Below are 12,947 nucleotides of genomic sequence, written 5' to 3'. Positions count from 1 at the left end.
CCATTTCCTCAAGCCGCCAGCGAGGCGATGTCGATAACGAAGCGGTAGCGGACGTCGCTTTTCAGGACGCGTTCATAGGCTTCGTTGACCTGCTGGATGTTGATCTTCTCGATCTCGGAGACGATGTTGTGCTCGCCGCAGAAGTCGAGCATTTCCTGGGTTTCCTTGATCGAGCCGATCATCGAGCCGGAAATGCTCTTGCGGCCGGGGATGACCGAGAACGCATGCACGGGGATCGGGTTTTCCGGGGCGCCAACCACCACGAATGAACCATCCACCTTCAGGAGGCCGAGATAGGCATTCCAGTCGATCTCGGCGCTGACTGTGCAGATGATCAGGTCGAAAGAGCCGGCGAGCTTCGTGAAGGTTTCGGGGTCGTTGGTGGCGTAGTATTCCTTGGCGCCGAGCTTCAGCCCATCTTCCTTCTTGGAAAGGCTCTGGGACAGAACGGTGATATCGGCGCCCATGGCGGCGCCAAGCTTGACGCCCATATGGCCGAGACCGCCCATGCCGACGATCGCGACCTTCTTGCCGGGACCGGCATTCCAGTGGCGCAGCGGCGAGTAGAGCGTGATGCCGGCGCAGAGCAGCGGCGCGGAGGCATCGAGCGGCAGATTGTCCGGAATGGACATAACATAGCCTTCCCTAACCACGATCGAGTCGGAATAGCCGCCCTGGGTGCGTGTCTTGCGGTCGGCTTCGAAGTCGTTGTAGGTGCCGGCGAGCCCGGGCATATACTGTTCCCGATCGAGGTCTCGCTCGGCGCAGCCGATGCAGGAATCGACGAAGCAGCCGACGCCGACGCGATCGCCGACCTTGAATTTGGTCACATCGGAACCGACAGCCGAGACGATGCCGGCGATCTCATGGCCCGGCACGATCGGATAGACGGCGTTCTTCCATTCGTTGCGGACAGTATGGATGTCCGAATGGCAGATGCCGGCAAACTTGATGTCGATAACGACGTCATCGGGGTTCGGGTTGCGGCGTTCGAAGGTGAAAGGGGTCAGCGGCTTGGAAGCGTCGGTCGCGGCGTAGCCTCTTGCAATAGGCATGGGAACCATCCTTTTCGATTGTGGTGGGGGTTGAAAGAGATGGTGGACTATCGCCCGGAACTGCGTCAGAGGGTTAGAGCGATCCTCTCAGCTTTTTGCACGATCCTGCAAAAGTGAGGCGCAGGCCTGTTTGCGAAATGGCCAAGGCACTCTAGATAAGAGCGGTATCGCCGGCGTCAGACAGTTGACAGAAAGAGTTGCCGCATGACTTTGCCCTTCAGCCCCTATCAGGAAATTGTCGATATCGCGATGCGCTTCGCGGCTGGTGACGGCGAGTTTACGACTGATATCGGCAATCTTCACATCAGCCGTCGGTCCAAGCCCAGCGATCCGCTGCACAGCAGCTACCGGCCCTGTTTTGCCTTTGTGCTGCAGGGGGCCAAGAGCCTGCGCCTCGGCACGGAACTTATCAGCTACGGGACCGGGGACTATCTGCTGACCTCGCTCGACCTGCCGGTCGCCTGGCGCGTCACGGAGGCAAGCCCTGAGATTCCGCATCTCTGCCTGGGGCTGGCAATCGACTCGGAAAAGCTGCTGGAGTTGCTCAGCCGCATCGATATTCCGCGCCCGGCCGCCCATACCGACGGGCAGCGCGGGATGGCGGTGAACGTCGCTCCGCCGGAGCTTCTGGATGCCGCCGTCCGCCTGCTGCGCTTGCTCGATCGTCCAGGCGACATTCCGGCGATGGCGCCGCTGATCGAGCAGGAAATCCTCTATCGGGTGCTGACTGGGCCGGATGGCGCGCGGCTGATCAACATCGCCACAGCCGACAGCCACAGCAACAGGATCGCCCGCGCCGTTGCCTGGCTGAAGGAGAATTACGCGCGGCCGCTGCGAATCGAAGATCTTGCCGAGCGCGTCAATATGAGCGTGTCATCCTTCCACCATCACTTCAAGTCGGTCACGGCGATGACGCCCGTTCAATATCAGAAGCAGCTTCGCCTGCACGAGGCGCGCCGGCTGATGCTGGTCGAGCGGCTCGACGCCGGCACGGCCGGCCATCGCGTCGGTTATCAGAGCCCGTCGCAGTTCAGCCGCGAATACAGCCGACTCTACGGCGCTTCGCCGGCCCGCGATGTCGACGGCGTGCGCGAGATGATCGCGGCGGAATAGCGCTGAGGACGCCAGCGATGCCGGCCGGCCATTAAAGGATGTTTGACCTTTCCGGGCTAGGCTGGCGCCAAACATCAAGCAGGCACCGACGTCAGCATGACGCAAGCACCGTTACTTTCAATCGTCGCGCCTTGTCACAACGAGGAGGAGGGGCTGCGTGAGTTCTGCCGCCGCGCCGCTGCTGCAGCGCAGAGTGTCACTGGTGATGCTTTCGAACTCATTCTCGTCGATGACGGCTCATCCGACCGCACCTGGGAGATTATTTCGGATCTGGCGGCTCATATACCGCAGGTGCTCGGTGTTCGTCTTCTGCGCAATCACGGCCACCAGCTGGCAGCGACGGCGGGTCTTTCCGCGTCGCGGGGCGAGCGCGTGCTTTTGATCGATGCCGATCTTCAGGATCCGCCCGAGCTGCTTTTGATGATGATGCCGATCATGGAGCGCGGCGCCGACGTCGTCTACGGTCAGCGTACGCGCCGTCAGGGCGAAAGCTGGTTCAAGCTGGCCTCCGCTTCGCTTTTCTACCGCGCTTTGTCCAAGCTCGCTTCCGTAACCATTCCGCGCGATACCGGCGATTTCCGGCTGATGCGCCGGCGCGTCGTCGATATCCTGCTGGCGATGCCGGAGCGCGATCGCTTCATCCGCGGCATGGTCAGCTGGATCGGTGGCAGGCAGGTGGCGCTCCCCTACGAGCGTGACGCCCGTTTTGCCGGCACGACGAAATATCCTCTGCGAAAGATGATCAATTTCGCTCTCGATGCGATCACCAGCTTCTCGACGACGCCGCTGCGCATCAGCACATGGCTTGGCATGATGAGCGCGGGTGTCGCGATCGCGTTGCTCGTCTACACCTTCATTCGCTGGCTGCAAAGCGAGACGGTGACCGGCTGGTCGTCGATCATGGCCGCGGTCAGCGCCTTCAGCGCTATCCAGCTGATCTGCATCGGCATCATCGGCGAGTATCTCGGCCGTCTGGTACAGGAGAGCAAGAAGCGGCCAATGTTCATGGTCGAGACGATCGTGCGCGGCAGTGAACAGGCAGAATTGTCGATCGCTTTCTCGGAGATGAGCGCCAGCGACAAGCGCGCCGCGCTGGGTGCGGCCTTTGCATCCGAAGAGCCGCCGCGCTCGCAAAAGAACAGCCGGATCGGATAATGGACCGGATTGCCGCGCCTGCTGTGGCCGCAGCCGGGCCTGAGGAATCGATCGCCAGGCAGGATTCCACCGTTGCGATCGTCGCTTTCGTCGGGCTTGCCGCGGCTTTGGTTCTCCTGTTTCCCTTTCCGCCGGTTCTCGATTACGCCAATCACTACGCCCGTATCTGGCTCCTTTCGGGCGGGATCGGCGAGCAGCCGTTTCCTGAGATCTATGCAGTCGATTGGAACCGCACCTTCACCAATGTCGGGATCGACGTTCTGGCCACCTGGCTGGGGCCGCTCGTCGGTGCCGACAGGCTTGCGCGGGCTTTGCTTTTCCTGGCGATCCTGCTGCCGCCGCTCGGGGCAATCGGCCTGCACCGCGCGCTTTTCGGCGGCCGTCACCATTGGCAGACCGCCATGCTGTCGCTTAGCTGGTGCGCCACCATGATCGGCGGCTTCATCAACTTCCAGATCGGCCTCGGCATGGCGCTCGCCTTCGCCTGCGTCGATCTGCAGCTGCAGCGCAGAAATCCCGCCCTGGTCTTTGCCTGGCGGCTCGCCGCCGCGCTGCTGCTGACGGTGATGCATCTCTTCGCGCTTGGCTTCTATATAGCGATTGTCTGCGGCCTCGAATTTTCCTGGCGCATCGATATCGTGCGATCGAAGGCGGCTCTGATCAGGCTCGCCGGCCGGTTGGCGCTGGCGCTCGGCGCCTGCGTCCTGCCGCCGCTCGCGCTCTATCTCCATACGGCGGCTTTGCCCAACGCCGGCGGCGACGGCCTTGGCCTTGCCTGGAACGACGGCATCGTCCTGATCGTCCTGAATCTGCTCTCCGCCATCACGACTTATGTGCCGGTGGTGGATGTCGTGCTGGTTCTGCCGTTGATCCTCATCTCCACGCGTGCCGTCCGCGCCGGTGACATCCGCATCCATGCGGGGCTTGCCGTCGCCGCCTGCGGCCTGCTGCTTCTGTCTTGTGTTTCGCCTCGCCACATGCTCGGCACCGGATGGATCAGTTGGCGCTTTCCGATCATGACTGCGCTCGTCGCCATGGCGATGGTGTGCCCCTTCGCCAATCTCACGCGCCGGCAGGTGCTGTTGCTGGCGCTCGTCATCAATCTTGCGGTCTTCGGCCGTACCGGCTGGGTCGGCTGGAACTGGTGGCTCGCACAGAAGGACGTTGCTGCCGTCGAAACTGTGCTCAAGAAAGTGCCGCCCAGTGCGGCCGTGCTGCCTCTTGGACATGAGCCTGAGACAGTGAGCGACCTTGCCCACTCCAACCGGCATTTCGCCTGGGGACTGGACACCTTTCGGCATCTGCCGACGCTTGCCGTGCCCTTCTCGCATGCTTTCGTGCCGACGCTCTTCACGGCAATAGGCAAGCAGCCGCTATCCGTTCTGTCGCCATGGTCCGAGATCGCGGTTCCCGAGGGCAATCTGCTGTCGATCGGCGTGCTTTCATGCCCGGCAATGATGCAGGAATATAGAAACTTTACGCCTTACCTGTCGGATTGGCGCAGACGTTTCGATTTCGTCCTCGTCGCCAATGCCGATATCCCCGACCGCTATGTCGACACCTTGATGCCGGCGGGCCTGACGCTGCTCGAAGATGCGGGTTTCGCAAAGCTTTACGCAATCGACAAGGCGATGCCGGCGGAGCCTCTCTCAATCCCCATCGGCTGCGCCAGGGCGTCGTAGGTCGGGGCTCTTCGTGGACCGATTTGCCTCTGGACGATTGGGTCATGATTGGGGCCGCCATCCGGCTTTCGGGTGAGGCGCTAGTCAGCCGGGGAATTTAAGCGCCTTGTCGGCACGGCATTTGGCGAGCTTTAGCTGGCGGAAGGAGAGGATGCGGGTGATGCGGTCCTTGCCATCCGTTTCCACATTCATGCAGGCGCATGCATAGCCGTAATTGCCGTTGGTTCTGACATAGTCATGTTCGGAGATGTCGGAGATCAGCTCCATGCCTTCCACTTCGCCGGCATCGTCGCCCTGGGTCATGATCGTCCAGGTGTTCTCCGCGTCCTCCAGCCACCAGTTGGCGGGCGTCGGATTCTCGATTCCAGCCGCAGCGCGTTTCGGCGGCCCGCGCATTGGCTGCGACGACAAGAGCTGCGATCATGACCGCGGCGGCTATCCGGTATCTCATTGCCTTTTCCCCTCGACAAACATCAGTTGTTGATCGCGATGATCGCCCAATGGCTCGCCTCGCAGGCGTTGTCCTCGCAGATCGCGCCCATCCAGACGGCGCCGCCGGCCAGCATGACGCCGTCGCTGTTGACGAATAGATCCTCGTATTGCTGGCGTCCTACGGCGCGGCGCGTTTCCGGCGTCACGAGATCATCGAAATTGTCGATGAAATCCTCAGCGCTCTCGACGTCGTAGCTCTCGCCATTGGCCTTGACCGTCAGCGGGTATTCGGCAAGGCCGGCGATGGTCTCGGCTTCGCCCGAGCGCATCGCCTTGACAAGCTGGCGCAGCGGCCGGTCGAAGCTTGCGGCATCGCCGTGCAGTTCCTCGATGCGGTTATAGACGTCGCTGTCGGACTGCGCGAGAGCGCTTGAGCCGGCAAGGAGAATTGCTCCGAGCAGGAGAAGATCTGCAGAAAGGCGTGACATCGAAGCCTCCGGGCAAATGGCGTAGCGCGACATTATGCGATCGCCGAGGATTCGCGCCTATCCAATTCTGGTCTTTCATCGCGGTTTCACGTATTAAAAAAATCTATCCAGGCTTCTTGACGACCTGATCGGTTTATCGCATAAACCTCACGAACCGTACCGTACGGTACGTATATGGGAGCTATGATCGTGTCCGTCGATACCGCAGAGCCGAGCGAATTTTCGCCGCGCCAGAACGCCGTTCTGGAGCAGGCGCTGCAGTTGCTCGTCGATGGCGGCGAGAAGGCGCTAACGACTTCGGGCGTGGCGCGTGCTGCCAATTGTTCGAAGGAAAGCCTCTACAAATGGTTCGGCGATCGCGACGGGCTACTATCGGCGATGATCGCCTATCAGGCGAGCAAGGTGCGTACCTTCGAGCGCAACGGCGAGCGGCTGACGGCGGCGAGCCTGCATGACCATGTGGTCATTTTCGCGCGTGACCTGCTGGAGGTGCTCGCCGGCGACGTCTCGCTGGCGCTCAACCGGCTGGCGATCGGGCAGTCGAACCGCGACGGCTCGAAACTCGGCAAGCTGCTGCTCGAGCGCGGCCGTCGCCAGATCGACCGGCGCGCCATGGCGCTGATCGACGCCGGCAAAAGGGCAGGGCTCCTGCGTTTTGCCGATGCCGACGAGGCTTATCACACGCTTTACGGCCTTGTTGTCTCCGACCTGCATGTGCGCATGCTGCTCGGCGAACCAGGCCTCAAGGATACCGCACGCCAGGCGGAGAGGGCGGTCACCGCCTTCCTCAGGCTTTATGGCACGGACAAGGTTCTGGCGGAGATGCCGGTTCTCGGCTGATTCCGCTTTAATGACAGTCAACAAGACAAGCAAAGGGAAGGAACTTCAAATGCGCGTCTATTACGATCGTGATGCCGATCTCAACCTCATCAAGGCCAAGAAGGTCGCCGTCATCGGCTATGGTTCGCAGGGCCGTGCCCATGCGCTGAACCTCAAGGACAGCGGCGCCCAGAACGTCGTCATCGCACTCAAGGCCGGTTCGCCGACCGTCAAGAAGGCCGAAGCCGATGGCTTCAAGGTCATGACGGTTGCCGAAGCTGCCGCCTGGGCGGACCTGATGATGATGGCGACCCCGGACGAACTGCAGGCCGACATCTACAAGGCCGACATCGCCGGCAACATCCGCGATGGCGCCGCCATCGCCTTCGCTCACGGCCTCAACGTTCATTTCGGCCTCATCGAGCCGAAGGCTTCGGTCGACGTCGTCATGATCGCACCGAAGGGCCCGGGCCACACGGTTCGCGGCGAATACCAGAAGGGCGGCGGCGTTCCCTGCCTCGTTGCCGTTCACCAGAACGCTTCCGGCAATGCGCTTGAACTCGCTCTCTCCTACGCCTGCGGCGTCGGCGGCGGCCGTTCGGGCATCATCGAAACCAACTTCCGCGAAGAGTGCGAAACCGACCTCTTCGGCGAACAGGTCGTTCTCTGCGGCGGTCTCGTCGAGCTCATCCGCGCCGGTTTCGAAACGCTCACCGAAGCCGGTTACGCGCCTGAGATGGCTTATTTCGAGTGCCTGCACGAAGTGAAGCTCATCGTCGACCTGATTTATGAAGGCGGCATCGCCAACATGAACTACTCGATCTCCAACACGGCCGAGTGGGGCGAATATGTCTCCGGTCCGCGCATCATCACTGCCGAGACCAAGGCCGAGATGAAGCGCGTCCTCAAGGACATCCAGACCGGCAAATTCACGTCCGATTGGATGCAGGAATACCGCGCCGGCGGCTCGCGCTTCAAGGGCATCCGCCGCCTGAACGACAGCCACCCGATCGAAGAAGTCGGCGCCAAGCTGCGCGGCATGATGCCCTGGATCGGCAAGAACAAGCTGGTCGACAAGTCGGTCAACTAAGCGGTTCTGGTGAAACAAAACTGGGAGGCCGGAGTGAATGCTCCGGCCTCTTTTGCTATTGTTGCTTCGGTTGTCGAAGCTGGCATTCGCGCTTTGTCCAGCATTTCTGAAATATTGATCCCATCTTCGCTGGACGCGAAGCGGAGCAAATTCTCGCTGCTCTCAAATCCGCGCTATTGCGGGCGATAGATGCGGCCAACTGTCGTTATCGAACTTGCCCTATACCGGCCTAACGCCGCTTGTGCGATCGTCGTCCAACGCCGCTGCTATCGGCGACTGTTTTCGGCCTTGAACGGACAAAATGGTAGACCTCAAGGGAGTGTGTCCCACCTTCCAAAACCTTGAAATGCACCAACGGCTAGTTGAAGGAAGACATGATTTTTCGCTTTTATATCACCAGAATTACACAAGGTAGCGCCACCTTCATCCGCAAGCGCTGACGGCGGAGGAAAGCGTGCTGATGTGCAACATTTCGCGACGAGTGGTATACTGAAGCTCTGATCGGTGCCGATTAAGCCGCCTTGCTGGATGAGCCTTCTTATAACTTTTCTTCAGGTTGTTGAATAATTTTTCTGCTATCGGCCAGAGCTAGCGATGAGTTAGTTCTTCCACATGACCACGCCCTGCACTATATCTTCTTCGAAGCAGAGGATGGGCACTGATTTGGAAAAGTTCTCTTGGATAGTCGAGCGCTCTGAGGCGTTGAGACCCAATTTCGATGTCCCCGTGCTCGAAACAGAAGATTTTGTTGTGTTGCCATCACTGGGCAGTTTGGTCGCAGGTTGGGTTTTAATCATCCCAAGACGGGCCATGCCAAATCTTTCGATGTTATCCCCGCGTGAACAGAGGGAGCTTACAGCACTGGAGGAGCGGCTGACCCAGGCTTTAACGCCGTTTGGAGGCAAGCTGTATGCTTTCGAACACGGCGGGCCATATGGAAGCGTTGTGAATTGCGGCGTAGACCAGGCACATTTGCATCTTGTCCCGCTGCAGTTTGATCTTTTCGCTGAGGCTCTGTCCTCAAAAGAGATTGAGTGGCAGACTCTGCCGCGATTTAGTTCGATTGTACCGGAGCCTCAGAGCGACGAATACCTTTCTGTCGCGAGCTTATACGATGGTCGAGTCGCGTTTGGCCGCCCAATAATGCCTCAATCGCAATGGTTCCGAAAGCTTATTGCTCAGACGCTTAATGTCGGTACGTGGGACTATAAGTCTTTTCCAGAAATCCCGGTGATTCATCAGACAGCGCATGTGTTGTCTGGGGCTGCGAATGACAGATAGCGCTTCGGGCGATTTGAAGCGTGATCCTGACGACGGACGCGACAAAGGCGAGTGGGTTAGTAGATACCCATTGGCTGCGTGGTTCCAGATCTTTGTCGAATTGATTTATCTCCTCGTCCTGTTAGTCGCACTAAGCAGCGCGCTTCTTTATATTGGTGTGTGCATTACCAACGCGGACAGAAAATCATCCTTTGTATCAATGTCATTGTTTGCGCTGGTTGTTCACCGCGAGATGTTGCAATGGGTCATTGTGACTATCGCTGGCGGCATCGGCGGCGTAGTTTTTGACTTGAAGTGGCTTTACCACTCTGTCGCACGAGGGCTCTGGACTAGAGATCGCGGGCTTTGGCGGCTGCTTGTGCCGATGATATCCGCAGTAGTTTCGGTATTCTTAGCATTTATTATAGTATCGGGACTTCTTCCTTTTTTCAAAAGCGAAGCGTTCCGAACGACCTATTTTGCCTTAGGGTTTGGCTTCATCTTCGGCTATTTTTCTGACAATGTTATCGCCGCGCTGCAGAATTTTGCACAGAAAAATATCGGCACCACAAACACAGAGCCCAGGCCTCACGATTAAATGCTTGAGACACCCTCCGACAGAGCCACAGGGATCGGCAGAGAGTACGAGAGATTTCAAGCTCATTGTCGGGAATTTGGGGCTAAGTCAGCCGGGTTGGCAATTGTTCCTGCTGCGTGGACACCACCATATATAAGCATTTGTTCTGCATTATATGAACTGTGGAAACAGAACAAATCATCAATCTCTCTTGACACGCTGAAATCTGGATTAAAAATTTGGATGGAGGACGCCCGAAAGGGCCTATGCGATGGTTTTATTGTTCGATCAAGCGGTGTGAACGAGCATATGTCAGATCGCGGTCAGTTCAAGTCAATTGAAATACCTATTAACGCGGATTCCGACCAAGTAATCGCCTCCGCCTACGAAATCTTTGAACACGCTGAATCCCGCGGCGCCGAACAAGCAGTGGCCATTGTCCTACAGGTTTTCCTTAAACCTGACGGCGCTGGGCACCTTTCAAACGAGATAAGGTTAACGCCAACACGAAATCAGTGGGTGTATGAAGCTGCGCTTCCAGCCTGGGCCGCTCCAAAAGGCCTAAATTCCAAGTTCGCGCCCCGCCCCGATCCTCATGCACCGCTTCGCGTGAGAGGCGTGGTAGCCCATGCAACAATGCGCTCAGTCGGCCAATGGATCAACGAAACCGTCGCTCCTCGTGCTCACGTGGAGTGGATTATCTCGAGAAAGCAGTTTTGGATAGTGCAGCTCGATCTTGAGTGGCATCAACTTGATACGGGTGTCGATCCAACGGTATTCAGAAAGGCGGCAAATCGAAGCTTGATCGATTGGGATGCGGCTCGCGTCTTCGAACACCATATCGTCGGAACAAAGACCCGGTGGAAGAAACTTCAAAATCTAGAAGAATTCGATTTCGATGGGGAAAGCAGCCCCAGGCTTTATCTTGCAACAGCGGATCGGGTGGACGCGGCTCTAAATTCAAATCCCATCGAGTTGGTAAAGGAAATCGACGCGCTCTCAGCGGGTAAGTGCGTCGTGCGAATGGAAGTTGTTTCAAAGAAAATCTCATCGTTCAATCTTCCGCGAACCGACACAGTAAATGGAACCCGTGCAATATCGTGGCTCCGAGAACGTATCGAACGGTATCGGAACGATGTTGATAGCCTAGAAGACATTGCGTTTATTCTTCACGCATTTTTGCCCGCGTTCGCGGGCGTCTGGGCGTATGCCAACCCCGGTGAGCCAATTGCGTTCGTTGATGCGCTGTGGGGTCTTCCCGACGGTCTTCAAGTTCTTCCGCATGACTCTTATCAAGTAGATGTGCATCATAGTGTAGTATCTGCGAAACGAATACGATACAAACCTCGTTTCCTCTGCGAAATGGATGATGGAACTTGGCGCTATGTCGACGTCCTGCGTTCTAAGAGTCGATCCTCCACCTTGAGTGATAAGGATGCCATTGAAATAGGTATACGGACTTCGGCTATAGCTTCTAAGCTTAACCAGCGGGCTCAGATTATGTGGTTTGCAGGGGTCGATTCGGAATATGGCGTCGGTCGGAACTTACCCTGGTTCAGAGCGCGGGAAACTGTCGATCCAGCACCGCGTCAGGCCACGAAATTTCCCTTATACAAGGTCTCCAATTTCAATGATTTGAAAAATATTCCAAATACTCCCGTGACGTTAAATCTTAATCCGGAAGCCGAGCTAATTCGTCAGGACAATTTCTTGGACGCTGTCATCGAAAAGGCAAGCGAACGGCGGCTACCTGTAGAAATTCATGGATCGACTCTGAGTCACACTTACTACCGCCTCTTTAATGCTGGCGTAGCAGTTAATCCCCCATCGTTCGGCGAGTATTCCAGAACACGCCGTCGCAAAGTATTCGGAAAGCTAGTGCGGGATAAAATTCCCGATCGAATCAGAGTTGGCGGCGAACTGGTTAAGCAAGCCTATCTGCCTAAATCGGAACTTTCGACTGCCTTGCTCGGCAAATTTATGGAAGAAGTGCGAGAACTCCATCTGGCAAATGGATCGATCAATGTTGCCGAAGAGCTCTCTGATATAGCGGAGATTTTGCGATCGTACGCCGCCAATGCCGGCATTGATTGGGAGGCAGTCGAAGAAGCGCGAGACAATAAAGCAAAGTCCAGAGGGAGCTTCACCGAACGTCGCGTCCTGATTGAGACGTCTTTTTCTAAGCCGAGAGCTCCAGTTGACCAACGGCAAGAAATCAGTCTTCAAGAAATGGAAACTCCTTACTCTGTTGGCAAAAACGGGGTAGTTTTCCCTTTTTGGTCTCTTTTTAGCACATTCTCAAGTGCTCGAGTTAATACTGACGACGGCGATATATTTGTTTCCGTACGGCTTGAGGCTCGCGGCCTTCTATTTACAGTCGAGCAAATCAGGAGAGTCGAGCCTACGGAGGAGCAATTAAGTCTCTTCTAATAAAGGTGTCAGTTGCTAAACCAATTCGCAGCCATCGCGTCAGCCGAAATTGGAGTCCCTCCCTTAGTTCACAGTCGACTGCATTGCGCGCGCCTATGCAAGCCCGGCGAGGAAGGCATCGAGCTGCTGCTTCGGCAGGCTGCGTGCCCGCTTGGCGTTTGTCTCATAGAAGGCGGAGGTGCAGTCAAGAGGCATGCTGTTCGGCCGATCGCGGGCGTCGGTTGGATTGAAGATGTCTTTCAGGAAGCCGGTCGGCGTCGATGATGTCAATGACGACAATCCCTTCCGATGTCACCCGGTAGAAGGCGACGTGGCGCATGTGGAGGAGGCGGCGGAGGCCAGCGCCGAGTTCGTCGCACTCTTCTCCCATGGAGGGAGCATGCGAAAGAAGCACGAAAATCCTGTCCCAGTCGAGAAGATAGGCGTCTGCCTGCGCCTCGCCGAAATTGAGGCAAGCATATTCGTCGATGCCTGATAGCACGGAGTACGCGGTTCGGGTCAGCCTATAGGTGGTTGTCACGCAGCTTTGCCTTCGTTTCCGACAGGATGTCGGGAATGCGTCGCTCGCTCGGGCCGCTTTCCTCAGCCTGTCTCAGAATGTTGCGCAGTTCCTCGTCGTCAAGTTTATGATGGAGCTGATCCTTCAGAATAAGCTCCGCCAGGAATGCGCCGGCACTGCTGTATCTGCCGCTTGCGACACGGTTTTCGACGTATTCCGCCAGATGATCCGGAAGCGAGATCGTCATTTTCGCCATTGGATTCGGTGCCGCCTGCATATGCCGGTTTTCAGCCATTCCAGATGCCAGATTATCATTTCCCAGTTTGTGATAGAAGCGTTGTGCCGCG

General features: G+C 57.5%; 12 protein-coding genes and 2 pseudogenes. 8 read left to right on the top strand and 6 right to left on the bottom strand.

The genetic code is table 11. The features are described from left to right. Positions 1-8: 8 nt before the first annotated feature. Positions 9-1,055: an NAD(P)-dependent alcohol dehydrogenase gene (locus tag OIU37_RS06505; RefSeq protein WP_171603987.1), complete on the bottom strand. Its 1,047-nt coding sequence runs from the start codon at positions 1,053-1,055 to the stop codon at positions 9-11. A gap of 204 nt (positions 1,056-1,259) precedes the next feature. Here OIU37_RS06505 and OIU37_RS06500 point away from each other — a divergent pair, with 204 nt between their 5' ends. The 3 genes from OIU37_RS06500 (at position 1,260) to OIU37_RS06490 (ending at position 5,005) form a co-directional block, all read left to right on the top strand. Further along, positions 1,260-2,168, top strand: coding sequence for an AraC family transcriptional regulator (locus OIU37_RS06500; protein ID WP_182209468.1), 909 nt, complete (start codon positions 1,260-1,262; stop codon positions 2,166-2,168). A 96-nt stretch (positions 2,169-2,264) separates the two neighbouring features. Further along, complete coding sequence (locus tag OIU37_RS06495) at positions 2,265-3,323, top strand: glycosyltransferase family 2 protein (protein ID WP_264256564.1); 1,059 nt, start codon at positions 2,265-2,267, stop codon at positions 3,321-3,323. Next, a complete protein-coding gene (locus OIU37_RS06490) occupies positions 3,323-5,005 on the top strand; it encodes a hypothetical protein (RefSeq protein WP_264256563.1) in 1,683 nt (560 codons plus the stop codon). Before OIU37_RS06495 ends, OIU37_RS06490 begins: the two co-directional genes overlap by 1 nt. Before the next feature lie 84 nt (positions 5,006-5,089). On the opposite strand, the pseudogene OIU37_RS06485 reads toward OIU37_RS06490, so the two are convergent. Continuing rightward, positions 5,090-5,456, bottom strand: a pseudogene (locus OIU37_RS06485) (DUF4087 domain-containing protein). Positions 5,457-5,478: 22 nt separating this feature from the next. Further along, positions 5,479-5,958, bottom strand: a complete 480-nt coding sequence (locus OIU37_RS06480; protein WP_264256560.1) for a hypothetical protein — start codon at positions 5,956-5,958, stop codon at positions 5,479-5,481. Between the two features lie 141 nt (positions 5,959-6,099). Between OIU37_RS06480 and OIU37_RS06475 the strand changes: the two genes are divergently transcribed. The 5 genes from OIU37_RS06475 to OIU37_RS06455 all read left to right on the top strand — a co-directional run bounded on the left by OIU37_RS06475 (position 6,100) and on the right by OIU37_RS06455 (position 12,101). Then, entirely contained in the window at positions 6,100-6,765 is a 666-nt protein-coding gene (locus OIU37_RS06475) for a TetR/AcrR family transcriptional regulator C-terminal domain-containing protein (RefSeq protein WP_020050738.1), read from the top strand. A 49-nt stretch (positions 6,766-6,814) separates the two neighbouring features. After that, a complete protein-coding gene (ilvC, locus tag OIU37_RS06470) occupies positions 6,815-7,834 on the top strand; it encodes a ketol-acid reductoisomerase (RefSeq protein WP_003560822.1) in 1,020 nt (339 codons plus the stop codon). A 651-nt stretch (positions 7,835-8,485) separates the two neighbouring features. Further along, complete coding sequence (locus tag OIU37_RS06465) at positions 8,486-9,115, top strand: HIT family protein (RefSeq protein ID WP_264256552.1); 630 nt, start codon at positions 8,486-8,488, stop codon at positions 9,113-9,115. Next, on the top strand, positions 9,105-9,692 hold the full coding sequence (locus tag OIU37_RS06460; RefSeq protein WP_264256550.1) for a hypothetical protein: 588 nt from the start codon (positions 9,105-9,107) through the stop codon (positions 9,690-9,692). The genes OIU37_RS06465 and OIU37_RS06460 overlap by 11 nt, the downstream gene beginning before the upstream one ends. Beyond that, a complete protein-coding gene (locus tag OIU37_RS06455; protein WP_264256549.1) occupies positions 9,693-12,101 on the top strand; it encodes a nucleoside triphosphate pyrophosphohydrolase in 2,409 nt (802 codons plus the stop codon). It abuts the gene before it with no gap. A gap of 96 nt (positions 12,102-12,197) precedes the next feature. On the opposite strand, the pseudogene OIU37_RS06450 reads toward OIU37_RS06455, so the two are convergent. The 3 genes and pseudogenes from OIU37_RS06450 to OIU37_RS06440 form a co-directional block, all read right to left on the bottom strand. Next, positions 12,198-12,296, bottom strand: a pseudogene (locus OIU37_RS06450) (SAM-dependent methyltransferase); the annotation flags it as partial. Continuing rightward, a complete protein-coding gene (locus OIU37_RS06445) occupies positions 12,286-12,621 on the bottom strand; it encodes a type II toxin-antitoxin system RelE/ParE family toxin (RefSeq protein ID WP_011652706.1) in 336 nt (111 codons plus the stop codon). The gene OIU37_RS06445 and the pseudogene OIU37_RS06450, both read right to left, overlap by 11 nt. Further along, positions 12,605-12,856 carry a type II toxin-antitoxin system ParD family antitoxin gene (locus OIU37_RS06440; protein ID WP_264257455.1) on the bottom strand — a complete coding sequence of 84 codons (252 nt, stop codon included), beginning with the start codon at positions 12,854-12,856 and terminating at the stop codon, positions 12,605-12,607. The genes OIU37_RS06445 and OIU37_RS06440 overlap by 17 nt, the downstream gene beginning before the upstream one ends. Positions 12,857-12,947: the final 91 nt, after the last annotated feature.

It is taken from the genome of Rhizobium sp. BT-226, assembly GCF_025847085.2.
GTDB lineage: Bacteria > Pseudomonadota > Alphaproteobacteria > Rhizobiales > Rhizobiaceae > Rhizobium > Rhizobium sophorae.
This window is presented reverse-complemented; position numbering and strand designations above follow the sequence as displayed.

Excerpts from the sequence above, each read along its gene's own strand:
- OIU37_RS06500 (WP_182209468.1), top strand. The coding sequence starts at position 1,260 with ATGACTTTGCCCTTCAGCCCCTATCAGGAAATTGTCGATATCGCGATG.
- OIU37_RS06480 (WP_264256560.1), bottom strand. The coding sequence starts at position 5,958 with ATGTCGCGCTACGCCATTTGCCCGGAGGCTTCGATGTCACGCCTTTCT.
- OIU37_RS06475 (WP_020050738.1), top strand. The coding sequence starts at position 6,100 with ATGGGAGCTATGATCGTGTCCGTCGATACCGCAGAGCCGAGCGAATTT.
- OIU37_RS06465 (WP_264256552.1), top strand. The coding sequence starts at position 8,486 with ATGGGCACTGATTTGGAAAAGTTCTCTTGGATAGTCGAGCGCTCTGAG.
- OIU37_RS06440 (WP_264257455.1), bottom strand. The coding sequence starts at position 12,856 with ATGGCGAAAATGACGATCTCGCTTCCGGATCATCTGGCGGAATACGTC.
- OIU37_RS06495 (WP_264256564.1), top strand. The coding sequence starts at position 2,265 with ATGACGCAAGCACCGTTACTTTCAATCGTCGCGCCTTGTCACAACGAG.
- ilvC (WP_003560822.1), top strand. The coding sequence starts at position 6,815 with ATGCGCGTCTATTACGATCGTGATGCCGATCTCAACCTCATCAAGGCC.
- OIU37_RS06505 (WP_171603987.1), bottom strand. The coding sequence starts at position 1,055 with ATGCCTATTGCAAGAGGCTACGCCGCGACCGACGCTTCCAAGCCGCTG.
- OIU37_RS06455 (WP_264256549.1), top strand. The coding sequence starts at position 9,693 with ATGCTTGAGACACCCTCCGACAGAGCCACAGGGATCGGCAGAGAGTAC.
- OIU37_RS06490 (WP_264256563.1), top strand. The coding sequence starts at position 3,323 with ATGGACCGGATTGCCGCGCCTGCTGTGGCCGCAGCCGGGCCTGAGGAA.
- OIU37_RS06460 (WP_264256550.1), top strand. The coding sequence starts at position 9,105 with ATGACAGATAGCGCTTCGGGCGATTTGAAGCGTGATCCTGACGACGGA.